21 protein-coding genes are annotated in these 27,000 nt (G+C 60.5%); 13 read left to right on the plus strand and 8 right to left on the minus strand.

Annotated elements, in window-relative coordinates:
• Nucleotides 1-139: 139 nt before the first annotated feature.
• Nucleotides 140-1,873 carry a hypothetical protein gene (locus tag WJU23_RS15765; RefSeq protein WP_346333559.1) on the minus strand — a complete coding sequence of 578 codons (1,734 nt, stop codon included), beginning with the start codon at nucleotides 1,871-1,873 and terminating at the stop codon, nucleotides 140-142.
• Between the two features lie 139 nt (nucleotides 1,874-2,012).
• Nucleotides 2,013-3,344 carry a hypothetical protein gene (locus WJU23_RS15770; protein WP_346333560.1) on the minus strand — a complete coding sequence of 444 codons (1,332 nt, stop codon included), beginning with the start codon at nucleotides 3,342-3,344 and terminating at the stop codon, nucleotides 2,013-2,015.
• 209 nt (nucleotides 3,345-3,553) lie between these two features.
• On the opposite strand from WJU23_RS15770, the gene WJU23_RS15775 reads away from it, so the two are divergent.
• Nucleotides 3,554-4,762 carry a class I SAM-dependent RNA methyltransferase gene (locus WJU23_RS15775; RefSeq protein ID WP_346333561.1) on the plus strand — a complete coding sequence of 403 codons (1,209 nt, stop codon included), beginning with the start codon at nucleotides 3,554-3,556 and terminating at the stop codon, nucleotides 4,760-4,762.
• Between the two features lie 123 nt (nucleotides 4,763-4,885).
• Here WJU23_RS15775 and WJU23_RS15780 read toward each other — a convergent pair whose 3' ends face one another.
• The 3 genes from WJU23_RS15780 to wrbA all read right to left on the minus strand — a co-directional run bounded on the left by WJU23_RS15780 (nucleotide 4,886) and on the right by wrbA (nucleotide 7,889).
• Nucleotides 4,886-5,785: a metal ABC transporter substrate-binding protein gene (locus WJU23_RS15780; RefSeq protein ID WP_346333562.1), complete on the minus strand. Its 900-nt coding sequence runs from the start codon at nucleotides 5,783-5,785 to the stop codon at nucleotides 4,886-4,888.
• An 83-nt stretch (nucleotides 5,786-5,868) separates the two neighbouring features.
• Nucleotides 5,869-7,161 (minus strand): hypothetical protein, encoded by a 1,293-nt coding sequence (locus WJU23_RS15785; protein ID WP_346333563.1) that lies wholly within the window; start codon nucleotides 7,159-7,161, stop codon nucleotides 5,869-5,871.
• 128 nt (nucleotides 7,162-7,289) lie between these two features.
• A complete protein-coding gene (wrbA, locus tag WJU23_RS15790; RefSeq protein ID WP_346333564.1) occupies nucleotides 7,290-7,889 on the minus strand; it encodes an NAD(P)H:quinone oxidoreductase in 600 nt (199 codons plus the stop codon).
• Between the two features lie 173 nt (nucleotides 7,890-8,062).
• On the opposite strand from wrbA, the gene WJU23_RS15795 reads away from it, so the two are divergent.
• Genes WJU23_RS15795 through WJU23_RS15805 form a run of 3 tightly spaced genes read left to right on the plus strand, consistent with a single transcriptional unit; the run spans nucleotide 8,063 to nucleotide 9,654 of the window.
• The gene (locus WJU23_RS15795) at nucleotides 8,063-8,740 is read left to right on the plus strand and encodes a histidine phosphatase family protein (protein ID WP_346333565.1); all 678 of its coding nucleotides are present in this window, start codon (nucleotides 8,063-8,065) and stop codon (nucleotides 8,738-8,740) included.
• A 27-nt stretch (nucleotides 8,741-8,767) separates the two neighbouring features.
• On the plus strand, nucleotides 8,768-9,196 hold the full coding sequence (gene rpiB / locus WJU23_RS15800; RefSeq protein WP_346333566.1) for a ribose 5-phosphate isomerase B: 429 nt from the start codon (nucleotides 8,768-8,770) through the stop codon (nucleotides 9,194-9,196).
• Between the two features lie 14 nt (nucleotides 9,197-9,210).
• Nucleotides 9,211-9,654, plus strand: coding sequence for a YiiD C-terminal domain-containing protein (locus WJU23_RS15805; RefSeq protein WP_346333567.1), 444 nt, complete (start codon nucleotides 9,211-9,213; stop codon nucleotides 9,652-9,654).
• 39 nt (nucleotides 9,655-9,693) lie between these two features.
• Here WJU23_RS15805 and WJU23_RS15810 read toward each other — a convergent pair whose 3' ends face one another.
• From WJU23_RS15810 to WJU23_RS15820, 3 genes are read right to left on the minus strand one after another with little or no spacing between them, the layout of a single operon-like run.
• Entirely contained in the window at nucleotides 9,694-12,321 is a 2,628-nt protein-coding gene (locus WJU23_RS15810) for an amidohydrolase family protein (RefSeq protein WP_346333568.1), read from the minus strand.
• Between the two features lie 13 nt (nucleotides 12,322-12,334).
• The gene (locus WJU23_RS15815; protein WP_346333569.1) at nucleotides 12,335-13,168 is read right to left on the minus strand and encodes a GDSL-type esterase/lipase family protein; all 834 of its coding nucleotides are present in this window, start codon (nucleotides 13,166-13,168) and stop codon (nucleotides 12,335-12,337) included.
• A gap of 29 nt (nucleotides 13,169-13,197) precedes the next feature.
• Nucleotides 13,198-14,424: a Gfo/Idh/MocA family oxidoreductase gene (locus WJU23_RS15820; RefSeq protein ID WP_346333570.1), complete on the minus strand. Its 1,227-nt coding sequence runs from the start codon at nucleotides 14,422-14,424 to the stop codon at nucleotides 13,198-13,200.
• Between the two features lie 131 nt (nucleotides 14,425-14,555).
• On the opposite strand from WJU23_RS15820, the gene WJU23_RS15825 reads away from it, so the two are divergent.
• The 9 genes from WJU23_RS15825 (at nucleotide 14,556) to WJU23_RS15865 (ending at nucleotide 26,998) form a co-directional block, all read left to right on the plus strand.
• On the plus strand, nucleotides 14,556-15,350 hold the full coding sequence (locus tag WJU23_RS15825; protein ID WP_346333571.1) for a class I SAM-dependent methyltransferase: 795 nt from the start codon (nucleotides 14,556-14,558) through the stop codon (nucleotides 15,348-15,350).
• Nucleotides 15,351-15,402: 52 nt separating this feature from the next.
• Nucleotides 15,403-15,936, plus strand: a complete 534-nt coding sequence (locus WJU23_RS15830) for a sigma-70 family RNA polymerase sigma factor (protein WP_346333572.1) — start codon at nucleotides 15,403-15,405, stop codon at nucleotides 15,934-15,936.
• Nucleotides 15,933-17,396 carry a LamG-like jellyroll fold domain-containing protein gene (locus WJU23_RS15835; protein ID WP_346333573.1) on the plus strand — a complete coding sequence of 488 codons (1,464 nt, stop codon included), beginning with the start codon at nucleotides 15,933-15,935 and terminating at the stop codon, nucleotides 17,394-17,396. Before WJU23_RS15830 ends, WJU23_RS15835 begins: the two co-directional genes overlap by 4 nt.
• 6 nt (nucleotides 17,397-17,402) lie before the next feature.
• Nucleotides 17,403-20,150: a PSD1 and planctomycete cytochrome C domain-containing protein gene (locus WJU23_RS15840; RefSeq protein WP_346333574.1), complete on the plus strand. Its 2,748-nt coding sequence runs from the start codon at nucleotides 17,403-17,405 to the stop codon at nucleotides 20,148-20,150.
• Complete coding sequence (locus WJU23_RS15845; protein WP_346333575.1) at nucleotides 20,147-21,613, plus strand: DUF1501 domain-containing protein; 1,467 nt, start codon at nucleotides 20,147-20,149, stop codon at nucleotides 21,611-21,613. Before WJU23_RS15840 ends, WJU23_RS15845 begins: the two co-directional genes overlap by 4 nt.
• Nucleotides 21,614-21,886: 273 nt before the next feature.
• Nucleotides 21,887-22,864 carry a GDSL-type esterase/lipase family protein gene (locus WJU23_RS15850; RefSeq protein ID WP_346333576.1) on the plus strand — a complete coding sequence of 326 codons (978 nt, stop codon included), beginning with the start codon at nucleotides 21,887-21,889 and terminating at the stop codon, nucleotides 22,862-22,864.
• Between the two features lie 403 nt (nucleotides 22,865-23,267).
• Complete coding sequence (gene rpsA, locus WJU23_RS15855; protein ID WP_133796293.1) at nucleotides 23,268-24,941, plus strand: 30S ribosomal protein S1; 1,674 nt, start codon at nucleotides 23,268-23,270, stop codon at nucleotides 24,939-24,941.
• A 323-nt stretch (nucleotides 24,942-25,264) separates the two neighbouring features.
• A complete protein-coding gene (locus tag WJU23_RS15860; RefSeq protein WP_346333577.1) occupies nucleotides 25,265-25,438 on the plus strand; it encodes a hypothetical protein in 174 nt (57 codons plus the stop codon).
• Nucleotides 25,439-25,468: 30 nt separating this feature from the next.
• Complete coding sequence (locus tag WJU23_RS15865; protein ID WP_346333578.1) at nucleotides 25,469-26,998, plus strand: SGNH/GDSL hydrolase family protein; 1,530 nt, start codon at nucleotides 25,469-25,471, stop codon at nucleotides 26,996-26,998.
• The last annotated feature ends 2 nt before the right edge of the window (nucleotides 26,999-27,000 follow it).

Below are 27,000 nucleotides of genomic sequence, written 5' to 3' on the forward strand. Positions count from 1 at the left end.
GAAAGGGTGGGCGGTGTCTATCCTGAGCGTGCGGCCCAGCCAGGGCGCATCACGGCGGAAATGCATGCGGCGCAGGCCAGCGGTCATCGGTCTAATCACTCAAGCCTGCGGCTTGCTGGACAGCCAGTCCTCTGCCCGCCTACCCTCCGCTCTTCAAGCTCGCGATCGCGGCGACCATGACACGGGCGAAGATGTAATTTTGCAAAGGCCGCTTGCGCAGGGATTCCACCTGCTCTGCCCAGGTTTGCTCAAGCTCGGCGGTGGCCTGGGGGGTGAGGGCAGCAGCGGTGGAGGTGACCTTAAGGATCATGGCGTCAATGTCACGGCGGATCTGCACATCATCAATCCCGCCGGTGAAACGGCGGGAGAACCCCTGGGCCAGCTTTTGCGCGCCGGCTTTGTCCCCTTTGTTCAGCAGGGCCAGCAGGCGGGCGCATTCCATATAGGTCACGGAGCTGCGGCGCTGGTTTTCGGCGGAGTATTTGATGGACTCATCCCATTTTTGCATCGCCGTGCAAGCCAGGGACAGCTTGTAGGTGTCGAAGGTGGATTTGGGGGATTTTTGCTTCCGCTCATCCTGCTTGGACATGGCCAGGTTCAGGCTGGCCGCCGCCTCAATGGGCTGGTTCAGCGCCATCTGGCAGGCGGCCAGGTCCAGCAGGGCGTCCACGATATAGCCATCGGAACCGGCTTCCACTGCCCGTTGGTAATTGCCGTTGAAAATTTGCGCCGCTTGCGGATAGTTGCGCAGACCGAATTCAGCCGCCCCCAGCGCTTTATAAAACCCGTATGGAATGCTTAGCGCACCGCCCGCTGGCGGCAGAAAGGGGAATACCTCCGCCAGCGTGGCCTTGGACGCCGCGAAGTCCCCCGTCTCCCCCTGGCTCTCGGCCAGATCGGTGCCCAGCTCCAGCAGCTTGGACTGGTCAGTGCTAAAATGGGCCTTCGCAGCGGCATAGGCACGCGCATGCCACTCCGCCGCGCGGTCATAACTGCGCTCATATCCCCGCAGCTTGCCGATCTCGTTATACGCATAGACCACCTGCTCAGAGGTTTCACCATAGGTGTTGGTCGCGTGGTAGATGGCATACTGCTCCTGGGCATCGGCCAGCGGTTCCTGTCCGGCCCGCAACAGAGGCCGGTTAAAGTGGGCCGAGCGCAGAGCAAAATCCTTCATCTTGCTCGAGCCAGGCCGGTAAAGTCCCACCAGTTCCGTCCGCACACCCGTGCCCAGATGCCGCCCGCCCAAATACCAGCCGCCTGCCCGCTGCCGGGACAGCACCACCAGACCGGCCCCTTTTTCAGGCAGCTTCAGCCCCAACCCGTGCGGATAATAGGCGAAACCCTCGTTCGTTGCGGATACGCTGCCTGCAGCATCCAGCACTTCCATCTTGCTGGCATGCACGCGCACCTTGTCCATAAAGAAATGCTCTTTCAGCGTGGCCTCCAGCGGCGGGTCAGAGGCCTGTACCGGCAGCTTCACCGGTCCAGTTGCAGTGGGAATCTCAAGCTCCGTGATCTCCTGCATGTTAGCTACAACGAAGGTTTTGAGGTCATCCGCAAAGATGAAGAGCGCCAGCCCGCCACTGGAGAAAGGAACCTTGATCACTCCCGGCTCCAGGTGGCTGATGTCATTGAGCGTCCGGGTGACGCGGTTGTCCGTGGACAGCAGCTCGATCTTGTCCGCATGGAACCGTACGCGCTGATAACTATTGAAGGAGCACTCCCAGGTGGAATTGTTCAGTGCGGATAAAAAAGTCTCCGTGCTCTGAAAAGCAGCCCCCGGCTGCTGGGCCTGAATGCCTGACCAGGAACCGGACAGGCTTGCTGCAATAATGAGGATCAGAATCTTAAAGGAGCTGGTAGAAATCATAAGCAATGCTGAGCATGAGAGAAATCCAAATGTGAATCCTGAATTATGCCTGCCGCTGCCAAACGATCCAGCCAAACTTGCACAGCTTTCCATAAACAGATCTTTTATCTGCCGTGCGGAAAACATCCATGACCCAGGCTCAGCCAATGGATGCGGCCAGCGCACGCGCTTCGTTAAACACTGGTTGCAGAAGATCCCGGTGCTTGCTCAGGTCGTCCATGACGGCTTTTGCCGCTGCGCCGTCAGGACCGTTGGCTGGCACCCACTGCATGTTGACGATCTGACGTTTATGAGAGTCCATCTGTTCCTGCATGGCCTCGATGTGAGGGCGGATGGCCTGCAGGGCAGGCTGCAGCCGCAGGGAAGCTTCGCGAAGCAGGGTCTGCGCCGCAGCGATATCCGACGCGAGCTGTGTGGCCCGCTGGCGGGCCTCATTCCCCAGGACGCGTGCCGCATTAAAATCGTTGGCCGCCGTGGCCAGCATTTCCACGTCTTCCTCCTCAAGCCCTTTGAGACTGGGCAGACTGGCCAGAGCATCTGCCTCGTTACCCATGAAGCGGTTGCCCAGGGTGATCTGGCGCTCGATCTGCTCGATCCCCGACTTGATCTCCTCGGAGGCTTTGTACGCCGCTTCGAGAGCCCGGTAAGCGTCAATCAGATCCCTCAAAATGGTCAGGCAGTTCCCCAGATGGCTGAGCCAGGCTGCATTCCCAGGCACCACGCCTCGTGCAGGGGTTCCTGCAGCGGAGCTTGTCACCTCAATCGTCCGGAATGTATGCTCCACCCAGACTTTCAGGAGTTCCACCACCACTTTCAAAGCTTGCGCCGCCGTGGCTAGGCCCGTCCAGCGGTCGTTCATGGTACGCGCACGGCGAAAGGTTCCAATGCCATCCCAGAAGACCTTTTTCGCGGCTTCGAAACCTTCACTGAAGCGGGAAAAATACACCAGGATCTGCGCGATGGCGGCCGCCTGCTCTGCTGGGGCTGGGGTACTGCTGCCCCCGTGTCCCGCCGCCCCGACCGCCGCCTGCACGAAAGGCTGGGCCGTTTTCGCCGTATCCAGGATATTCTTGGCCCGGTCAACGTTCGTTTTCACACTCTTGATCCAGGTGGCCATCGAGATGCCAACTTCGGCCATCTTGCCGGCGGCGATCGTGACCTGGACCCAGTAAATGCGTTCATTGATCAATCTCAGGTCGCCCTCGACCGCGACCTGGGCACCGGTCACCTCGTTACGCCGGGCAAACAGCAGCGCCCGCTGCCCCGCGCGGCGGGCGAGGGCTTCAAGCGCGTCGCGTTCATCACTCTGGGCGCTGGTTTGCCGATAGGTAGATAATGCGTGAAGATAGGTATTCACGATGCTGCGAAACTGGGGCAGCCCGGCCACCAGCGCCTGATGGGTGCGGTCAGACTCAGCGATGAGGGCATTGGCCCGGGTTCGCCACTGGGCAGCAATAGGGGAGTCAGGCATAAGGGAGCGGAAGTTTATGCTGCGGTTTTTAGGCCACCCGGAGGGCAGATGCATGCGGACCCAGTGACCCGCCGGCGATTTATATCTTCTATATACTTAAAGTTATACCACCACCCGCCAGTCTCCAGCGAGAAAAATTTTCGTGTCACGGCCGCCACGATTGCCGGGCTCTCATTTGACCTCCCTCCCGCCTCTGCTACAGGGTAAAGATGGTCCCACGCAAGTTTGTCCCGCACCCCTTTGCCTATCACCAGGAGCTCGATGTCCACATTGACAACCTGACCAATGAGGGCAGCGGAGTCGCGCGGGTGGATGGCTGGGTGGTTTTTGTGCCCTTTGCCCTGCCGGGGGAAAAGGTGCGCTGCCGCATCTTCCGCAATCACAAGAACTACAGCAATGCCGACTTGGTGGAGGTGCTGGAGCCTTCTCCAGAAAGGGTGGAGGCGCCCTGCCCGCTCTTCGGCACCTGCGGTGGCTGCCAGTACCAGCACTTGGATTACCCCAAGCAGATCGAATGGAAACGGCGGCAGGTGGAGGAGTTGCTGAAGCACATGGCCAAGATCGAGCACCCCGTGCTGCCGGTCATCGCCTCGCCCAGGCAGTATGGCTACCGGTCCAAAATCACCCCGCATTTCCACAAACCCAAAGCGGGTGAGATTGGGGCCATCGGCTTCCTCCGCGTGGGCACGCGCAATGCCATGGTGGATGTGGAGCAGTGTCCCATCGCCATGCCGCAGCTCAATGAGCAACTCACCATCGTCCGGGCGCAGGCACGGGCCAATCAGGACGCCATCAAAAACGGTGCCACCCTGCTCATGCGTGCCGCTGTGAACGGTGTGCTCACCAAGGCGGATCAAATCGCCATCGAGCAGGTGGGGGACGTGAAGTTCGAATTCCAGGCGGGCGATTTCTTCCAGAACAACCCCTTCATCCTCGCCGACTTTGTCGGTTACGCCGTCGCGGAGGCCCAGTCTGCCGGGGCGCGTTTCCTGGTGGATGCCTATTGCGGCAGCGGCCTCTTTGGCATCAGCGCCGCCCGTCATTTTGAGGAAGTGCTCGGCGTGGAGCTGTCCGAAAGCGCCGTGCGCAAAGCCGCCCACAATGCCGAGATCAACGGTCTCACGAACTGCCGCTTCCTCGCCGCCGATGCACGGGAGATCTTCAAAGAAGTGCCCCACGCCGGGCATGACACTGTCGTCATCATTGACCCGCCGCGCGCCGGTTGCAGCGAGGAATTCCTGCAGCAGCTCTTCGCCTTTGATCCCAAGCGCGTCGTTTACATCTCCTGCAATCCCGCCACCCAGATGCGCGACCTCGTCCTCTTCACCGAAGCCGGATTCAAGCTGGAAAAAGTACAACCCTTTGACCTCTTCCCGCAGACCAAGCACCTGGAATGTGTGATGACGCTGAGCCGGTAGTACAGTAGTCATCACTCTCCGAGTGATGATTCCCTGAACATCCGGTCGCCAGGAAGACTCCCGCTTCAATCACCACATCCCAAGCCGCTTGACCTTCTCAGACCATCACTCGGAGAGTGATGACTACTGTGCCGGAGCCAGCGCCGCCACGATGACGCGCACATTGTGCGCCAGCATCGTCTCAAAGGTGTGCGCGTTTTTAGACGTGCCATCGGCCACCAAGGACTGTCCTGTTTTCACGCCGGTGCTGCGGACGATTTCGGTCAGCACTTTCGGATTGGCCTGGTCTTCCGGAAACACGGCCTTGATGTTGTTATCGCGGATGGCCTGGATGGTCTGGGCGATGTACTGGGCGGAGATGTCGTCGCTGCGGCCAATGCCCAGCATCGGGATGGTTTTGAAGCCATATTCTTTGCAGAAATAGCCGAACGCCGCGTGCGCCGTCACCAGCTTGCGGTCCTTGCGAGGGATGCGGGAGATCTCCTTTTGCGCCCAGCTTTTGAGCTGCATGAACTTCACACCTGCTGCCTTGGCCCCGGCTTCATAAGCCGCTGCATTGGCCGGATCTGCCGCGCTGAATTCATCCGCAATAATGCGGGCGGCGCGTTTCATGTTCTCCGCGCTGTGCCACCAATGCGGGTCAATGCTGCTCTTGGCATGCGCCGGGCAGCAGACGAAGATTTCGTTGGAGGGATCCAGCAGGAGCGAGGGAATCAGACGGCCCACTTCCACCACCTTCACGCCGCTGCCCACGCTGTCGCGCAGCTTGTCCAGATAGGTCTCCAGATGCTTGCCACAGGCCAGGATCAAAGGGGCACCGCGCATGGCCGCCACGTCCCGGGCGGAGGGCTCAAAATGGTGCACATCCCCGCCCGCCTTCAGCACTTCCACCACCTCCACATTCCCCCCGCCGACCTGCCGGGCCACATCGGCCAGGATGGGATGCAGCGTTGCCACTTTGAGCGCGGCCTGGGCGCTGAGGCTCAGGGAAAGCAGGAAAAGAATAGAGGCAAAAATTTTCATGGCAGTGGAAAGAGGGATGGGCAGCCTGTCACCAGACTGCCCAAGAGAAAAACGTTTGTTAATGCAAGATTGTTGCTAAAAGATCAGCGAACTTCCGGACCGCCCCAGTTGAAGCTCACCTGCGCCCACACGGCGTGGTCCGTACCACGCTCATTGGAGTTGTCGTAGTTATACTGGAGGCGGAGGCGCAGCGTGCGGGCATCATTCGCATACCATGTTACGCCTGGGCTGACGCGGAACCGGGAATCCTGGTCGGTGTCATAATTCCCTGCCACATACTCCCCGCGCAGGCCCAGTTCCAGATTGTTAGGCAGGCCATAAAGGAGGCTCATATAAGCACCAAAGTCCTGCTGGGTCTGCGGATCGCGACCTTCCACGATTTCATCCTCAACCTTATACCGGTTAAACATGGCCTCGGTGCGCACGCGGAAGTAACGGCCACCGGGATCAAAGCCGTTTTCACGCCACTGGTACTCCCCATGCACCCCGTAGATGCTGGTGCGGTAGCCGGAATGATTATCCGCCCAGGCCCCGGAAAGACCGGCACGGAACTGGTGGAAGTCGTTGAAATTGTAAACATTCGTCCAGTTCGCCACCATCATAAACTGGCCTTCGGCAAAGTGGGATTCTTCCGCCGCATAACGGGCAGCATGTTCATCTTCATGCTCATCCTCGTGGGCGTGACCGTGACCATGCTCCTCATGCTTCGGAGCCACGCCCAGGGCCAGGTCAAACTGGGATGTCCACGGCACCGGCGCCAGCCAGGTGATTTCCGTGCCGATCGTCGTCATGGAGTCCTCCCCCAACATCCGGGTGTTCACCAGATACTGGTCAATCCAGTCGAAGCCGTGCGGGTGATAAGTGTTCTGGATGCCAAAGCGGTTGTACACGCGGCCAAAACGAAGTTCAAACGCACCCGGCAGGTTTTTGAACTTCCAAAACACCTCCTCGAAAATCGGGTCAATGCGCCCGCCTTCAACCGCTGCCGCATACGTGACAAAAAACTCATTGTGATCATCCAGCCGACCCGACAGTCCAAACTCCACATTCTGAAAAGTCACTGCATCGCGTCTCTCCGGGTCATGGTGACCGGTACGCAGTTCCCCCTGGTCAATGGAGGACGTGCCATAGGCCGTATCCAGGTGTACGTGCGGAAAGATTTTCCCTGCGAAACTCACATCCAATCCTGTCAGCCAGTCGGCCTTGCCATCCATCGGCAGCACCACCGGGGCAGACATGGCGCTGAAAGTGGAATACGCATACCGCTGCTGCTGCTGCGCCTCAAACTGGGCGGAAGTCTGTGCCTGGGCACTGAAAGAAACCAGGAGCCCAAAGGCGGCCAAAAGGGGGGGAGGAATGAAAACGGGGAGCTTCATGACAACGCAACTATGGCAAGCCAGTTGCATTATCGTCAAATGTTTTCACAACATTTTTGCATTAACAAAAAGCGAGAAGCCCTCAACCCCAGGGATGAGGGCTTCGCTAAGATCAGCTTTAGAAACAATCAGCGGTTCAGCTTTGCGGTGATTTCCGCGACGTGCTTGCCCTGGAAACGGGCCAGCGACAGTTCCTTCTCACTCGGCTGGCGCGAGCCATCTGCACCGGCGATGGTGCCTGCGCCGTAAGGGCTGCCGCCGCGCACCTCGCTGATGTCCGTCAGTTCCGGGGCGGAGTAGGGCAGGCCGACGAAAATCATGCCGTGATGCAGCAGCGTGGGGAGAGTGGTCAGGATGGTGGATTCATTGCCGCCGCCGGTACCGGTGCTGGTGAAAACACTGCCCACCTTGCCAATCAGCGCGCCTTTCACCCACAGGCCGCCGGTCTGATCCCAGAAGGCGCGCATCTGCGCGGTCATGTTTCCAAAACGTGTGGGTGTGCCAACGATGATGGCATCGTAATCCGGCAGCTCAGCAGCCGTGGCCACGGGGGCGCTTTGGTCCAGCTTGCCGCCCATTTTCTGGATGACCTCTTCGGACAGGGTTTCGGGCACGCGCTTGAGGGAGACTTCCGTTCCCTCCACAGAACCCGCGCCTTCGGCGACGGCCTTGGCCATGGTTTCGATGTGACCGTAAGTGGAATAATAAAGGACGAGGATCTTGGACATGATGTGGGTGAAGTTGAGGTTCCCTTGACGAATCGAACCTCGCCAGCAAACTGCGTGCAGGCGAATGCAGGCTGGTCAGTCTGAGACCAACCTTTGGGCATGGCAGGCACGCATTTTGTTTGCCAAAAACCTTCCCTCTTCTGGTCTCCACCGTGCTATAAAGACCGCACCTTATGCCCATCACCCGCCTTTACCTCATCCGCCACGGAGCCACCGTCCTGACAGCTGAAGACCGTTTTGCCGGGTCCATCAATGTGGCCCTGGCCGATGAAGGCCGGCATCAGGCCGCCACCTTGGCCGCACGCCTGCAGGCATTTCCCGTGGCCGCCGTCTATGCCTCCCCGCTGGACCGCACCATGGAGACCGCCAGCATCCTGGCCGCCCCGCATGGGCTGGAGGTGCGGCCACGCGACGGGCTGAAAGAGATCTCCCACGGCCACTGGGAGCAGATGACCCGCCAGGAGGTGGAGCAGCAGTATCCAAAGGAGGCTGCCGCCTGGGACGAGGACCCCTACACCTTCGCCCCGGAGGGCGGAGAAAGCGGCCTCGCCGTGACTGCCCGCGCACTTCCTGCCCTGCTGGACATCGTCCGCCATCACGAGGGCCAGTCCGTCATTGTCGTCTCGCACAAGGCCACCATCCGCCTGCTTCTAAGCTCCTTGTTAGGCTTTGATCCCCGCCGCTACCGGGACAACCTGGACCAAGACCCTGCCGCGCTGAACATTGTGGATTTCAAGGACACCGTGCGCGCCCGCCTCATGCTCTTTAACGACACCTCCCATTACGCCGAAGCCGACCTGAAAAAACCTGATTCCGCCGAAGCCCGCCTGTCCAAATGGTGGACGCACTGAACCTGGCCTAACTATTTTTTAAACATCATGAACATCGCCATCGGCTCCGACCACGCAGGCTATCGTTATAAACAGGCCATCATCGCCCACCTCCAGCAGGCAGGGCATGAGGTGACCGACTTTGGCACCCATTCCGAAGAATCTACCGACTACCCCAAATTCATCCGCCCCGTGGCTGAAGCCGTGGCCGCAGGCAAGCATGAGCGCGGCATCGTCCTTGGCGGTTCCGGCAATGGCGAGGCTATCGCCGCCAACCGGGTCAAAGGCATCCGCTGTGGCCTGTGCTGGAACCTGGAATCCGCCCGCCTCACCCGCCAGCACAATGACGCCAATGTCCTCTCACTGGGCGAGCGCATGATGGATCAGGACACCGCTTTGCAGATCGTGAACATCTTCCTCAGCACCCCTTTTGAAGGCGGCCGCCACCTCGCCCGCATCCAGCAACTGGACGCCTGATGCCCCCCCCGGCCATGAACGCGGCGCTTCTCAAAGACACCGAAGCCTTCCTGCACCAGCAGATCCCCATCACCCACGCCATGGGCGTGCAGGTGCACAGCTACGATGGCCGGCATCTCGTCATCACCGCCCCGCTGGAGCCGAATCACAATCACCTTGGCACCGCCTTTGGCGGCAGCCTCAGCGCCATCGCCACGCTCGCCGGTTATACCCTCCTGTGGTTGCTGCTGGGCGACCGCTCCGCCCACATCGTGATCCGGGAAAGCAGCATTCGCTATCGCCGCCCCGTCACCGGGGCCATCCGCGCCGTTTGTCAGCGCCCCGACGAAGCCACACTCACCACCTTCAAAACCCAGTTTGAAGAAACCGGCAAAGCCCGCCTCCGCCTCCAGGTCCGCATCGAAAAGGATGGCCAGACCTGTGTCGAGTTCGATGGCGAATTCGTCGCCTTGAAATAAGGTCCCCGTGCAAGGAGCGGGACTTGCCAAGTCCCGGCATCACTTCCTCAACGGCCCGCCTGGACGCGCTTCCGTCAGCTTCCCGTCGCGGATCACCGGCACGCCGTCCACCAGCACATCGCTGAAACCTTCGGAGTAATGATGCGGATCTTCGAAGCTTGATACATCCTGCACTCTCTCCGGATCAAAGATCACCACATCCGCCCAGGCGCCCACCTTCAGCTCCCCCCGGCCTTTCAGTCCAAAAGTCTCCGCAGGCAGGCTGGCCATTCGGCGGACCGCCTCCTCCAGCGACAGCACTTTTTGTTCGCGCACATAGCGGGCCAGCACCCGGGCATTATTGCCATAGCTGCGTGGATGCGGCACATCCTCCCCCAGCCGCCGGGGACCGCCATCGCTGGCGACCATGGTTTGCGGATGCTTTAAAAAGACCGCCAGATCTTCCTCATTCATGCCGTGGAAGACACCGCTGCCACCGCCCCGCCGCTCGATATCCAGCAACAGCTCAATCTGGTCTTCCAGAGTATCTGCTCCACGCACTCTTTTCGCTGCCTGCGGGATGGTCAGGCCGTTCAGTGACGGGTCCGCCCGAAAGCGTGCCACCACCGCATACGAATAGTCCGTGCGCCCGCTGCGAGCCAGAATCTCCTTCATGCTCGCGATGATTTTGGCCTTCTTTTCAGGGTCCTCAATCCGCGCAAGGAAATCTTCTTTTGTTCCCTCAAGTGCAGAGTCCGGCATGGTCTGCCGAAGGCCAGTGCTGGAGGCCGTGTAGGCATACTGGTCATGGGTGATTTGTAGCCCTTCAGCACGTGCCTTGTCCAGATACTCCAGCACCTCCCTGGCACGTCCCCAGGCGCTTGGGCCGGAAAGCTTGATGTGGGAAAGCTCCGTCCGCACCCCGGCCTTGCGGGCGATCTCCGTCAGCTCATGCAGCGCGGTGAAAATGCGGTTCGTTTCATAACGCATGTGGCTGGCATACACCCCGTCATGCGCCGCCACCACCTGGGCCAGGGCAATGATCTCATCCGTCTTGGCAAAGGAGCCTGGCACATAAATCAGGCCCGTGCTCATGCCCACCGCGCCGTCCTTCATCCCTTGCTCCACAAGCCCCTTCATCGTCTCAAGCTGCGCCGCATTGGGAGCCCGGATAAACCGCCCGCCCATCCCCTGCTCACGCACCGCGCCATGGCCGATCAAAGTCGCCACATGCAGGCTCACACCGGTCTCTTCAAGTTCACGGAAAAAGCCCGCCACATCCGTGCGCGAGAACCCGCAGTTCCCCGTCACGATGGAGGTGACGCCCATGCGCAAAAAGTTCTCCGCCGCAGGCAGGGACGCGATGTTTTCCGAATGCGTGTGCACATCTACAAAACCGGGCGCAGCTACTTTGCCACTTGCATCCACCTCCGCCTTCGCCGTGCCCGTCACCTCACCTAGCCTGACAATACGTCCGTTCAAAACACCAATGCTGCCCGTCCGTGCAGGGTCACCAGTGCCATCCACAATGCGCGCATTGCGAATGATCAAATCATAGTCCTTCTCCGGCTCATTCAGCCACGCCTTCATCCAGCCGTAAAAGCTGGTCCCAATCTGCGCATAGCCGCTGGCATTGGGATGCACGCCGTTATTTTCCGGGTAGCCGCGCACCGGGTCCAGATTCAACTCAGTGGCCACCAGGTGAATGCCCAGATGCTCCTTGCCGCCCAGCCGCGCGATCATCCGTTGCACCAGCCGGTGCTGGATACGCTTCCATCCCCAGCGATGATACTTGCCTTTATAACTCGCCACAAAACCCGCCTCCCGCGCATTCGGCGGCGGTGTCAGCCCCACGGCCAGCTCGGCCTTTGGCATCGCCTGGCGGAATTCAGCCAGCAGCCGGTCAGCGTGATTGAGCACTTCATCAATCTTCGCATCCACCGCTTTCGGATCTTCCGGGTTCGCACCAAAACAATCGTTGATGCCTAGCAGAAATGTCACCGCATCCGGTGGCTGACCGTCGCAATGTTCCCGGATGTAGCGTGGCAGGTCAAAGGTCCCCTTGCCCTCGGCATTGGCAAAGACAAACGGGCTCGTCGTCTTCTTCGCCACCGGTCCGGCGGCCACCTGTGGCACCGTTGGAGCAAATTTAGTTAGAAAATCCACCCACTTCCAGCCGCCATACCCTTCATGTGCCACGCCCGGCTTCACCGATGCAGGACGGCGCGTCCCCAGGAAGGTCACCTTGGGATTTCCCGGTTCGGCAAACAGCCGCGACAGCTCATTGGCATACACACTCGCGTTGGTCAGGCTGTCTCCCACGATAAGCAGCCGCTTCTCCTTGCCCTCCCCCGCAGGACGCGGGGAAATGTGCAAGGTGGTCTGCGCGGTCTCGATGACCTGGCCCTGTTTGTCTTTCACCGTCACTTCCACCAGGTGCTGCCCGATGTCCGCCTCCGTGGCCGTGACGGTCCATGCCCTCTCCCCAGCTTTACCCAATGCGCAGTCCACCACAAACTCATAAGCATCCGGGTTTTCCGTCAGCACCACATTGTCATAATACAGGCTCATCGGCACTCCCACCACGCCATGCCACGCAGGCGGCAGGGTCAGTTGCAAGGACTCCGCCCCCGCATGAAAGGGAAGAGATAATAATGCAGCGGCGAGGAGGTGGCTGAGACGGTTCATAAAATGAGGCTCCTTACTTTTTCGATTTTTCGCGGATGGTTTTGGCCAGCCACTTGGCCGTTTCATCGCCAATGACATGGTAACCCGCCAGGTTCGGATGCCGGTCGCCAAACCAGTTCGGCAGATGTGCAAAGTGGGCGTCGAGCTGGTTGTCCATCACCACCACCCGATCCGTGTCGCCATGCTTCACCAGGAAAGATTTCACCAGCTCCTGCCTGTCCGCAGGAATCTGCTCCGGGGGAAAGCGGCGATAGTTCAAAGCATTTGGCCCCTGCTTTTTAAGCTCCTCCGCGTAGCGCGGATACAGGTCAAAGAGCGGCAGCTTTTCCTTCTCGGCCACCTCGCGGTTCAGCGCGTTGATTTTCTCACTCGTAGCCTCATCCATATAAGGAATGACCGTCGTCACCACCAGCGTGGCCTGGGGATGATCTTTGCGCAGCCGGCCGATAAGCTCCTGGTAATCCTTCACGTAGTTCGCTTCGAAGTCCTCGCGCTTGTTGTGGTCGTTGATACCATATCGGATAAACACATAATCCAGCCCTGGATGTTTGGCCACGTCGCGGTCATAGCGCGCACCGTCCAGCAGCCCGCGCACGTATTCGCCGCTGCGGCCCACATTGATGACATTGCACGGCGGCAGGTCTTTCTCCGCCGCCAGGAGAATGCGGATCACCTCCTCCAAATGGGGCCCCTGAGGATGCGTCTTGCGGGGGATGATTCCCTCCGTGGTGCTGTCCCCCAGCAGCAGGACCTGCATCTTGCCCTCATGCTCCGCATGCACCTGCAGAGGCACCACCACAGCGGCCATCACCAGCCACAACCAGCCTAACTTTAAGTGTATATTCATTATGTATGTGTCTTTTAAATCGAATGTCATCAGATCTTCCACGCGTCCCGCATCGGGCGCATCAGCATGGCATTCGCCTCGTCATCACCGGCGAAGGTTTCGGCCTTCGGGTCAAACTTCAGCCCGTGCTTCACCTTGGCCGCAATCGCTCCCATGTGGCAGATCGTCGCCGCCTTTTGCGCAATCTCTGCCGGGGCCGCCGTGCGCCCGCGCGAGATCACCGCATCAATGAAATTGCGATGGTGATGTTTGGACTCATACAGCCGCGTGTCGCCCTCCTTCATCTTGATGCGCAGGATGTCCAGGTTGCTGGCTTTCAGCGTCTCCGCCTCGGTAAAGATCCAGCCTTCGCTGCCGATAAACTTCGTCCCATAGGTCGCTTTGTCATCCGTGCTGAACATGGACATTTTCAACCCGTTGGCATAGCGGTATTCAATCCGGTATTGTTCCGGCGCATCATACAGACCGGCGCTGCGGCGTTTCACCTCCAGGGCCTCCACTTCCGTCGGCGTCGTCTCATCCATACCCGCGCCCCACTGCGCCACGTCCACAAAATGTGCGCCCCAGTCCGTGATGTAGCCAGGGGAGTATTCGTCAATCCAGCGGAAGTTAAAATGGCATCGTGCTGCCGTATAGGGCCGCTCCGGCGCACTGCCTAACCACATGGCATAATCCAGATGCGCTGGCACCTCCTCCGGCCCTTCCATACCGGTGTACCCGCCACGGATGGCAAAGGTGCCCGGCACGCCGACCTGGATTTCCTTCAGCTCACCGATGTATCCGTTGCGCACCAGCTCACAGGCCATGCGCACCTTCAGTCCGGATCGCCGCCAGGTGCCGCATTGCAGCACCCGTTTGTTGTCCTCCACCGCCCGGCAGATCGCCCGCCCTTCGGCAATGCTGGCCCCCAGCGGCTTCTCCGAAAACAGGTCCTTGCCCGCTTGCGCTGCCGCGATGGCCACATTCGCATGCCAGTGGTCAGGAGTCGCATTCATCACCGCATCCACATCCGTGCGTGCCAGCACTTCGCGAAAATCATTGTAGCCATCGCCCGCCTTCAGCCCGGCCAAATTCAATGCGCGTTCACGATGTTTGCCATCCACATCGCAGATGGCCACCACCTGCACCCTTTCATCCGCCAGGAGAGCCCTCAGATTGCTCGTCCCCTGCCCGCCCACGCCGATGCAGGCCAGGCGGATTTTGCTGTTAGGGGCCACCGCTCCCGCCCGGCCCAGCAACGCGGCTGGCAGGATCATGGGAGCAGCAGATTTCAGAAACTGACGTCGTGTGGTGGGGAGCAATCCGGACATGGAACAGAAACGGAACCGGAGTGCCCCTTTCATCATCACTTGTGACCAAGATTGAAACCGCTATGCTTAAAAATCTGATGCCCACCGACCTCCGCGACTGGTATGACACCCCGCTTTATTACGACATCATCTTTGATGCCGACACCCCGCGCGAGGCCACCTTCCTGGAAACCGTGTGGACGATCTTTGGCGAGAAAAGCCGCACCCGCCGTGTCCTGGAGCCCGCCTGCGGCAGCGGCCGACTTGTTATCGAAATGGCCCGCCGTGGCTGGAAGGTGGACGGCTTTGATGGCAATGAACACATGCTCGCCTTTGCCCGGGAACGTCTGAAAAAAGAAGGTCTCAAAGCCCGCCTGTGGCCCGACTGGATGCAGAGTTTCCAGGTCACCAAAAACGGCCATTACGACCTCGCCCACTGCCTGGTCAGCACGTTTAAATACCTCCAAACCGAAGCTGATGCCCTCGCCTGCATGCAACGCGTGGCCACCGCCCTGAAACCCGGCGGCCTGTTTGTACTCGGCCTTCACCTGAGCGACTACGCCGCCGAAAAAGAAGAGCACGAACGCTGGAAGGCCCGGCGCGATGACATCGAAGTGGTCTGCAACACCCACACTTGGCCGCCCGACCGCAAGACCCGCCTGGAGGCCCTGCGCACACGGCTAAAGATCAGCCATGCCGGCCGCACCCACCTCCAGGAAACCCGCTGGCACTTCCGTACCTACAATGCCCGCCAGCTAAAGGCCCTCCTGCGCAAAGTGCCAGAACTGGAACTGATGATCTGCTACGACTTCACCTACGACCTCGACACTCCCCGCCAGCTCGATGACAGCTACCCGGATATCGTGCTAGTGCTGAAACGGCAGGTACAATGAAATACTTCGTTAAATCCGCCCGGCTTCTGGAAACTACTCTTGCAAGCCCATCATGTCCCCTGCCGAAACCGAACAGCACCAGCGCTTCCTGCGCGCCCTGACCGCCCATGAGCCCGCGGTCCGCGCCTATGTGCGCCGCCTGGTCCCGAGCCGCGCCGATGCCGACGATGTGATGCAAGAGGTCGCCATCGTCCTATGGGACAAATTTGGGGAATTTCGCGAAGGGGCCGAATTCCGCCCCTGGGCCTTCAGCATCGCCCGGTTCAAAGTCCTCTCCTGGCTGCGCGACAAAGGCCGCGACCGCCTGGTGCTGAGCGAGGAGGTCGTGGACCTCATGGCCGAAGAAAACGCCCTGGACGAAACTCGCCTGGAGCGCCAGCGCCGCGCCCTGGAAGCCTGCACCCAGAAGCTGGAGCCGGACCAGCGCCAGCTCCTCATGCAGGCCTATCAACCGCAGGCCAGCATCCAAAACATCGCCACCACCAGCGGCCGCACCGTCGCCGGTTTTTATCAATGGCTGCACCGCATCCGGCGTCTGCTTCAGGACTGCGTGCAGCGCGAGCTGGCCAAGGAGGAACCGTCATGAATCTGGACGAACTGGCCAACCGCTATCTCGACGGACAGGCGAGTGCTGAAGAAGTGCTGCAGCTCGACCACCTCCTGCGCACCCAGGCCGCTTCCCGCCGCCACTTTGCCGACCTCGCCAATCTTGATTCAGCCCTCGCCGAACAGGCCGCCGGTTGGGAACCGCAACCGTTATCCAAACCCGCTCCCGCCAAACCGCTGCGCACCGCCCCATCCCGCCTCTGTCTGGCCGCCGCAGCCACCATCGCCGTTCTCATCACCAGCGCGTGGTGGTGGCAGAGCAGCACCCATATCTATGCCACCGTCGCGCGCGGCATCGGCCTCACCGAGTTTCCACAGGGCATGGAAATCTATCGAAAACATTATTCCATCCAGTCAGGCACCGTTGAGTTCATCACCGCACGCGGAGCAAGGGTAGTCATTGAGGCACCCGCTTCTTTCCAGTTCGCCTCCGCCCAGCTTCTGCATTTGAAACAGGGCCGTCTGGCTGCGGATGTGCCGCCTGCGGCCAAAGGCTTCACCGTCATCACCCCCACCGGCAAGGCCGTGGACCTGGGCACCAAATTTGGCGTGGATGTCCCCGCCGACGGCCAGGCTGAAATCCACGTCTTTCAGGGCGAAGTCATCGCCCAGTCCGACAAGGGTGGCAAACGCCAGAGCCTGCGTGATGGCGAGGCTTACTCCCTTCAATCCGGTGCCGGTGCCGCACGCGAGATCCGCTCCGCTGCCTTCATTCAGCCGGATGAAATGCAGGCCCTCCAGGCTGCCCTCACTTCTGGTCAGCGAGCCCGTTCAGATGCCGCCATCGCCGCGCTGCGTCAGGATGAATCCCTCATCGCCCTGCTGGACTTTGAAGAGGAAACGCTACCCTCCGGCACCTTCCGCATGACGCAGGGCCGCTGGCCCGGCTCTCGCGCACCGGAGTTCGTCCATGTGGGCGACCACATGAAGCTCACGGCCGGTGGCAATGGCCGCTCCTGGCCGCAACTCACCCTCGCTGCCTGGGTGCGCCTGGACCGCCTCGGCCAGCCTTACCAGTCGCTTTATCACACAGACGGCTGGGATGAGGACAAACCCGGCCAGGTCCACTGGATGATCAACCGCGACAGCACCATGCGCCTGGCCTTGAAGCACAACACCCTCGCCCCGGGTGCCGTGGAAAAGCAAGGCTTCCCGGATTCCCTCACGCCCGTCCTACCAGAGCAGGGACGCTGGGTACATCTCGCCGTCGTTTATGATGCCCCGGCTGCCACCGTGCGCTTTTATCTCAATGGCCGCTTTGACAAAGAAACCCGCCAGGCCACCGCCCACCCTGCCCTGCTCGGCCCCGCCCAGATCGGCAACTGGAACTCCAAAGACCGCAAGCTCAGCGGTCGTGTTGACGAACTCATCCTGTTAGGCCGCGCCATGACCGACGATGAAATCCGCGCCCTGTTTGATGCAGGCAATCCTTACCATTGAGACCGCATGACCAAGCTGAAACCCGCCTCCCTCGCCTGGATCACCCTCACTGCCAGCCTCGGTGCCGCCCCAGTGGATTTCCTCCATGACGTGCGCCCCGTGCTGGAGCAGCACTGCTACTCCTGCCATGGACCGGAAAAACAAAAGTCCGGCCTGCGCTTCGACATCAAGGCCGAGGCTCTCAAAGGCGGCGACTCCCACGCGCCTAACATACTGCCTGGCAATGCCCAGGACAGCCCGCTCATCCAGTTCATCACCACCGAGGATGAAGACACGCAGATGCCTCCCAAAGGCGAACGCCTCTCCGCCGCCGAGGTGGATATCCTCACCCGCTGGGTCAATGAAGGCGCTGCCTGGCCCGATGGCGTGGACCTGGCCAAAAGCGTGGACAAGCGCGACCACTGGGCCTTCAAACCGCTGCCTCCTCAGCAGGGCAGCCTGGATTCTTTCATCACGGCCAAGCTGGAGGAAAAAGGCCTCACCCTCTCGCCCCAGGCCGACCGCCGCACCCTCATCCGTCGCCTTTACCTCGTCCTTCACGGCCTCCCACCTTCGCCGGAGGAAGTCGAATCCTTCGCTGCCGATACCGACCCGCACTCTTATGAAAAGCTCGTGGACCGTCTGCTTGCCTCGCCCCGTTATGGCGAGCGCTGGGCACGTCATTGGTTAGACGTCATCGCCTTTGGCGAGACGCATGGCTTTGAAGTCAATACCCCGCGCCCCAATGCCTGGCCGTATCGCGATTACGTCATCAACGCCTTCAATAACGACACGCCGTATCCACAGTTCATCCTGGAGCAGCTCGCCGGAGATGCCGTCGGCACCGATGCCGCCACCGGATTCATCGTCGCCAATGCCGCCCTGCTTCCCGGCCAGACCGGCAAGGATGAAGAGTCCAAAGCCAAAGCCCGCCAGGACGAGCTTAATGACATGGTCAGCATCACCGGCGGAGCCTTCCTGGGCCTCACCCTGCACTGCGCCCGCTGTCACGACCACAAATTTGACCCCGTCTCCCAGGCCGACTACTACGGCCTGCATGCCATCTTCAGCGGCGTGCGTCATGGCGAGCGCCCGCTAAAAAGCAAAGAGGCCAAACAGCACGAGGAGGACAATGCCACCCTCCTGCCCCAGCTCGCCAAAGCCACCCACAAGTATCTCCAAATCGAGCCTCTCGTCGGCAGCGAAGCTATGCGCCCTCCCGTTCACACCCATTGGAACATCGAGCACTTCTCCCCGGTGAAAACGCAGAAGCTGCGCTTCACCATCCTCGCCACATCGGAAAACAACCGCTACGAACCCTGCCTGGACGAACTGGAAATCTACAGCACCGACGGTCGCAATGTTGCCCTCGCCGGACCCGGCGTCAAAGTGTCTGCCTCCGGCAGCCGGGGCGGTGCCAAGCATCAGCTTATGCATCTCAATGACGGCATCTATGGCAATGACCGGAGCTGGATCAGCACCACCAAAGGCAGCGGCTGGGTGCAGGTGGAATTCGCCAAAAACGAAACCATCGAAGGTGTCGTCTGGGGCCGTGACCGGCTGGATCAATTCAAAGACCGCCTGCCTGTTGAATACCACATCGAAGTCGCCCGCCCGGATGGCACCTGGCTCAAAGTCAGCGATGCCAGCGACCGCAAACCCTACCGTGGCCCCAAGGAAAAACTGCAACAGGTCAAACCCCTGGACGAAACCCAAATGGCCGCCTGGTATGACTCGCGCGGTCAGATCTCCGCCCTGGAAGCCAGACTGCGCACGCTGAAATCCGGCCCCATGGTTTATGCAGGCAAATTTGAACAGCCCTCCCCCGCTTTTCTGCTCAATCGTGGAGATGTCACCCAGCCGAAACAGGAGGTTCCCCCCGGTGCCGTCACCGCCATCGGCAGCCCTTTAAGCCTAACCAACGATACACCTGAGCAGCAGCGCCGCATGGCCCTGGCCCAATGGCTGGCCGATCCCGCGAATCCCCTGCCTGCACGTGTGCTCGTCAACCGCCTCTGGCAGCATCACTTTGGCGAGGGCATCGTCAATACGCCCAACGACTTTGGCCGCAACGGTGCCCTGCCAACCCATCCCGAACTGCTCTCATGGCTCGCCTCCGAATTCATCCGCAGCGGCTGGAGCATCAAGCACATGCAGAAGCTCATCGTCATGAGCCAGACCTGGCAGCAAAGCAGCGCCCCGCGTGAAGAGGGCCTCGCCGCCGATGCCCAGACGCAGCTCCTCTGGCGTTATCCCCCGCGCCGCATGGAGGCCGAGGCCCTGCGCGATGCCATGCTCACCGTCGCCGGCACGCTGGATCTCAAAATGGGCGGCCCCGGTTACAGCGCCTTTGCGCCTAACAGCAATTACGTTCGCGTCTATGACCCCAAGGACAGCTTCGGCCCGGAGGACTGGCGACGCATGATTTACATGACCAAAGTCCGCGTCGCCCAGGACTCCACCTTTGGCAGCTTCGACTGTCCCGATGCCGGCCAGGCCCAGCCAAAACGCTCCCGTTCCACCACCGCCATCCAGGCCCTCAGCCTGTTTAACAGCAGCTTCGTCCACCAGCAGGCCGACCACTTTGCCGTCCGCATCCAGCGCGAGGCCGGCCCCGAGCCAGAGAAGCAGATCCACCGCGCCTTTGCCCTCACCACCCAGCGCCCGCCCAGCGAGGAGGAAGTCACCGCCTGTCAAACCCTCGTCCAGGACCACGGGCTCACCGCCCTTTGCCGCGTGCTGCTGAATGCCAACGAATTCCTTTTTGTGCCATGAATTCCCCGCTCTCCACCAACGGCCTCGGCCTGCTGAACCGCCGCAGTTTTCTCTCCAGCGCCGCCGGCCTTGGCCTCGCCTCGCTGTTGTCTGAGAACACCGCCCGCGCCTCCACTCAGGCCATCCGCCCGCTCATCCAGCCGGAAAATCCCCTCGGTGCCCGCACCACCCACTTCGCGCCGAAGGCCAAGCGCGTGCTCGTCATCTTCTGCTCCGGTGCCGTCAGTCATCTGGACTCCTGGGACTGGAAACCGCAGCTCCTCAAAATGGACGGCAAGCCCATGCCTGGAGCCAAAGAAAACTTCCTCACCTTTCAGGGCGAGAACGGAAACCTGGTTAGGCCGCTCTACGACTTCAAACCGCGCGGCCAGACAGGCAAGATGGTGTCCGACCTCTTCCCCCACCTGGCCTCCATGACGGATGACCTCACCTTCATCCATTCCATGACCGCCAAGTCCAACACCCACGGCCCGGCGGAAAACCAGATGAGCACCGGCTTCATCTTCGATGGTTTCCCCAGCCTCGGCTCCTGGGTCAGCTACGCCCTCGGCTCCGAAGCCGAAAACCTCCCCGCCTACGTCGCCATTCCCGATCCTCGCGGCGTTCCCCAGGCAGGCGTCAACAATTGGGGGAACGGTTTCCTCCCCGCCGTCTTCCAGGGCACCGCCTTCAATTCCAGCCGCCCCATTTATAACCTCGCCCGCCCGGAAAAGGTCTCCGTCGCCAGCGACCTCGCCGCCCGCGATGTCCTCAAATTCCTCAACGAAAAGCACCTGGAAAAGTTCCCCGGCGATACCGAGCTCGCCGCCCGCATTTCCAGTTATGAACTCGCCGCCAAGATGCAGCTCTCCGTCCCGGAAGTGAGCGACATCTCCAAAGAATCGCCCACCACCCTCAAGGCCTATGGCGTGGACGATCCGAATCCCGTGAAGAGCGGCTTCGCCAAAAACTGCCTCCTCGCTCGCCGCCTGCTGGAGCGCGGCGTCCGCTGCGTGAAGCTCTACAACGGCGCCTATGCCATGGGCGAAGGCATCGGCAACTGGGACGGCCATAAAAAGCTCAAGGAGCAGTACGACAAACACGCCCCCATTTTCGACCAGCCCGCCGCCGCCCTCATCCGCGACCTCCGCCAGCGCGGTCTTTTGGAGGACACCCTCGTCGTCTGGTGTACTGAATTCGGCCGCATGCCCACCTTCCAAAAAGGCGCCAGCGGCCGCGACCACAACCCGCAGGGTTTCACCACCTGGATGACCGGTGCCGGTGTGAAGCCCGGCATCAGCTACGGCTCCACCGACGAGCTCGGCCACAAGGCCGTGGACAAAGTCACCACCATCTACGACTTCCACGCCACCATCCTCCACCTCATGGGCCTCGACCACGAGCGCCTCAGCTACTACCACAACGGCATCGACCGCCGCCTGACCGATGTGCATGGGCATGTGATTGGAGATATTTTGACTTAGGGCAGCGGTCCTGTAACGCCCGCGTCTCGCGGGCTGTTTTCTGCGTCTCGCGGAAAACCGTCCCCAGTCGTGCCTCATCTCCATGACCCGCCCATCAAGGAGCGAGGCCATCCTGGCCTCATATTGAGGGCGGGACGCCCTCACACCTTGGGATGCCCGCCCGCCGAATCATTCGTCATTCGTCATTCGTCATTCGTCATTCGTCATTCCGCCTACCTTCCCCCTCATTCCCCTCTGGACATCCCCCTCCCCATCATCTCCATTATCAGCCGCATGATCCGGACCGCCACACTCACCGCAGCCCTCGCCTGCCTTCTGGGCATCTCACCGGCCCCCGCCCAGACCGTGGCCGTGACCCCGCCAGCCGCCACAGCGGAGAAAAAGACCTTCCAGTTTAAAAACGGCGACCGCCTCGTCCTCATCGGCAATACCGTTATCGAGCGTGAGCAGCGCTACGCCACCTTCGAGCCCCGCCTGGCCCTCGCCCTGGGTGAAATCGAAATCACCGTCCGTAACCTCGCCTGGAGCGGCGATACCGTTTATGGCCACGCCCGCTCCTACTTCGGTCCGCCCGAAGAAGGCCTCCAGCGCATGGCGGAGCACCTCAAGCTTCTCAAGCCCACCGTCGTCCTCCTCTGCTACGGCTCCGAGATGGCCTTCGAAGGCCTCAAGGATCTCCCCCGCTTCCTCACTGGCTACCGCAATCTTCTCGCCCTCATCCGCAAGCAATCCCCCGGCGTCCGCATCATCATCGCCAGCCCGCCCCCCCTCGAAAACCTCCCCCCGCCCCTGCCCGACCAGACCGACGGAAACCAGGATCTCTCCAGCTTCCGCGATGCCCTGCGCAAATTCGCCGGCTCCCAAAATACCTTCTTCGTGGACTGGTTCGAGCTCATGGGCGGCATCCCCAAGCCTGGCCAGACCGCCAAACCCCTCACCGAAAACGGCCTCCACTACACCCGCGAAGGCTACGCCCAGCTCAGCACCAAGCTCATCCAGGGCCTCGGCCTCACCATCCCCCAGGTCACCCCCGCCGAACTCGCCCCCCTCCAGCAGGAAGTCCTGAAAAAAGACGAGCTCTTCTTCAACCGCTGGCGTCCCCAAAACGAGACCTACCTCTTCGGCTTCCGCAAACACGAACAAGGCCAGAACGCCAAAGAAATCCCCATGTTCGACCCCCTCATCGACCAGGCCGACGCCAAGATCCACGAGCTGAAGTCCGCCCTCCTCTCCAGCAAAAAGCCTTTGTAGCAGCTCAGTTGGGCCCCAACTGATTCCCCGAACCCCCGTCGCGCGCAAATGGCGCGATTAGGGATAAAAGTGACGCGAATGGCATTTAATGTGGCGCGCAAGCCCCCCAAAGTGGCGCGCATTCCATTTCACCGTCCCCTATTAGTGCCCATTGCTGAGCATTAGTGGTTTAAAAATCCCCGCCTTCCACACCGTACTCCCACACGAGCCGCCCAAAAGCCCTCCCCGCAGGAAACTCTTCCCACCCCGTCTTTCCCCTTGCCATCCGCCGTTCTCCTCCGACAATGGCGGCCCTTTTGTCCGGTGGCCCTCTGGCCTCGCAGGACATCAGCCCGACGCAGCCCTCAGGAGTGGGAGGCCGTGTTCGGTTATCAACAGAACACTCCTAACCCGAAAAACATACATGAGCGCAGCTACTCTCGCGGAGATGATCGCAGGATCCTTCCGTGAACTCTCCGAAGGATCCATCGTCAAAGGCCGGATCCTCGAAATCAAACCGCAGATCGTCCTTGTGGACATCGGTTACAAATCCGAAGGTGCCATCCCCGCCAACGAGTTTGAAGATGAAGACATCCAGGTCGGTGACGAGGTCGAAGTCCTCCTCGAAAAACTGGAAAATGATGAAGGCATGGTCGTCCTCTCCAAGGAAAAGGCCGCCTACAAGCAGAACTGGGAAAAGATCGCATCCGTCTTCCGCGACGGCGGTCTCGTCAAAGGCAAGGTCAAATCCGTCGTCAAAGGTGGCCTCATGGTCAACGTCGGCGTCGAAGCCTTCCTCCCCGGCAGCCAGATCGACATCATCCCGCCAAAAGACCTCAACGAATACGTTGGCAAGGTTTTCGAATTCAAGATCGTCAAGATCAACGACGACCGCAAAAACATCGTCCTTTCCCGCCGCGAAGTCATCGAGGCAGAACGCGCCGAGCAGCGCCAGAAGTTCCTCGACTCCGTCAACCCTGGCGACAAAGTCGTCGGCGTGGTCAAGAACATCACCGACTTCGGTGTGTTTGTGGACCTCAACGGCATGGACGGTCTCCTCCACATCACCGACATGTCGTGGGGCCGCCTGAACCATCCTACCGAAATGGTCGGCATCGGTCAGCGCCTGGACGTCGTCATCCTGGAAGTGAACCGCGAAAAAGAGCGTGTCTCTCTGGGCCTCAAGCAGCTCCAGAACAACCCTTGGGAAAACATCGAAGCACGCTACCCTGTCGGCCAGACCGTCAAGGGCAAGGTCACCAAGCTCGTCGCTTACGGTGCTTTCTGCGAAGTGGAAGAAGGCGTCGAAGGCCTCGTTCACGTCTCCGAGCTTTCCTGGACGAAGCGCATCGCCCGTCCTTCCGACGTCCTCCAGGTCGGTCAGGAAATCGAAGCCCGCGTCCTTGGCATCAACAAGGAAGAGCGCAAGATCAGCCTCGGCGTCCGCCAGCTCGACACCAATCCTTGGGACGACATCGACGTTCGTTACCCGATTGGCACCACGATGACCCGTCCGGTCCGCAACCTCACCGCCTACGGCGCGTTTGTGGAACTGGAAGAAGGCATCGACGGCATGATCCACGTGTCCGACCTCTCCTGGACACGCAAGGTCAACCACCCATCCGAAATGCTCAAAAAGGGCCAGGAAGTGGAAGCCACCGTGCTCGGCATCGACAAGGCCAACCAGCGCATCAGCCTCGGCATGAAGCAGCTTGAGACCGACCCATGGTCCGAGATCGACAGCCGCTTCAAAGTCGGCGACGTCGTCAAGGGCAAGGTCGCCAAGATCGCCTCCTTCGGCGCATTCGTGGAACTCGAAGGCGACATCGACGGCCTGGTTCACATCTCCCAGCTCAGCGAAGATCATGTGGCCAAGGTCAAGGACGTCATCAACGTCGGCGACGACGTCGAAGCCCGCGTCATCAAGGTGGACAAAGTGGAGCGCCGCGTCGGCCTCTCCATCAAGGCCATGAACTACAGCGAAGCCGATGTGCAAAAAGAAAGCCAGGCTTTCGAAGCACTCCGCCCGAGCACCGACCTCGTCGGTCTCGAGCAGGCATTCAAGTTCGCCACCGAAGACTGGCGCCCCGGGCAGTAATCGCCCCCGGCCACAGCCTGAAAACCTCACGGAGGGACGTCGCAAGACGTCCCTCTTTTTTGTGCTCAGATCATCAGCCCCAAAGGGGCGCAACACCCTAGCGAAGGGCAAGGAGCGAAGCGACGCAGCCCTGGTGTACCTCAAGCCCCATCCCCACCCAGCCCAAAGCCCTGTAAGGGCGAGACACCCCACACCGGGCCTCCCTCACGCCTATCGAATCACTCCCGCCTCCTCATTCAGAACATCCTTGCTGGCTGGCAAACTACCCCAGCACACGTAACTTGGGTTTGTCAAAAAAAGCAGCCCCACCTATCTTCAACTCTATGTGCGGCATCGTCCACCATCGCAGCAAAAAAGAGATTGATTATGAGCTCAAACTCATGCGCGAACACCATCTAGAAGTAATCAAATCGAAGGATACGGCCCTCGCTTTTCTGGTGCGCGCAGGCTTGGTTACCAAGTCAGGCAGACCCACCAAACCTTATCGCAACGGCTGACGCATTTTTTGATAAATTAAAATCATCCCCATGCCCACTTTCCTCCGCATCCTCGTCCTTCTCCTCCTTGCCCTCCCCTTCACTGGATCCGCCGCCGAGCCAACCAACGCCACGGAAGCCGCAGCCCAAAAAGCCGCCGCCGCCGAAAAGAAAGCCGCTGACCAGCAGGCGCTCTCCGCCAAATTCGCCGCCTGGAAAGCCACGCTGCCGCCCGACCAGCAGGCCTGGGAAACCGTGCTTGAGGAAAACCTGGGCATGGGCTTTTACCTGCCACTATATCAGAAGGACAAGCTGGCCGGGAGAGTTACCGCCTGGGATTATGTGCAGGACGACCCCAAGCTGCCGCGCGTGCTGTTGATTGGTGATTCCATCTCCCGGGGTTACACGCTGGCCACGCGCAAGGCCCTGGCGGGCGTGGCCAATCTGCATCGGGCGCCGGAGAACTGCGGCCCCACGGCCAACGGCCTCAAAAAACTCCCCGTCTGGCTCGGCACTGGTAAGTGGGACATCATTCATTTCAACTTCGGCATCCATGACCGCAAGACTCCGCTGGCGGATTATGAGCAGCGGCTGGACAGCATTGCCACCCAACTCAAGGCCACCGGTGCCACCGTCATCTGGGCCAGCACCACGCCCGTGGCGGAGGGAGGGATGAAGGATGCGACCAATGCCGACCTCATCGCCCGCAACGCCGCCGCAGCCCGCGTCATGCAAAAGCACGGCATCGCCATCAATGACCTTTACTCCTTCATTGAGCCCGATCTCGCCCGCCTGCAAAACCCCAAGGACGTCCATTTCAGCAGCGAGGGTTACACCCGGCTGGCCGAACAGGTCACCGCCGCCATCACCAAAGTCATTCCCACTCTCACCTCCGTCAACACCGCCATTCTCCCCGTCGGCAAGCTGGAAAAGGACATGTATGGTTGGGAAGAACGCCACGCGGAGGTCATGAAGATCAAAGATGACCTCGATCCTGAAATCGTCCTCATTGGTGATTCCATCACCCATTTCTGGGGCGGCCTGCCGGATGGCGGCAAGAAAGCCAACCGGGGCACCGAAAGCTGGGAAGCCCTCTTCGGCAGCCGCCGGGTGCTGAATCTCGGCTTCGGCTGGGACCGCACCCAGAACGTCTTGAAACGCATCCAGTTAGGTGAGCTGGACGGACTTCAGCCAAAGACCATCGTCATCCACATCGGCACCAACAACACCTCCAAGACCGCCAACGCCCGCGACAACACCCCGGCAGAAATTGCCGAAGGCATCTCCCTCATCATCGAAAAAGCCCAGGCCAAATGCCCGCAGGCGCAGATCATCCTCATGGCCATCTTCCCGCGCGGCCACCTGCCCACCGATCCCCGCCGCGCCATCCTGGCCGATATCAACCGCCGCCTCGCCCCTCTGGGCCAAAAACCCCGCATCACCTTCCTGGACATTACGGACAAGTGGCTTGAGCCCGATGGCACCCTGCCCAAGGACCTCATGCCGGACGGGGTGCACCCTAACCAAAAAGGCTACCATATCTGGGCCGAAGCCCTGAAAAAAGCCCTGCCTAAAACATAATT

This window comes from Prosthecobacter sp. SYSU 5D2 (genome assembly GCF_039655865.1).
GTDB lineage: Bacteria > Verrucomicrobiota > Verrucomicrobiia > Verrucomicrobiales > Verrucomicrobiaceae > Prosthecobacter.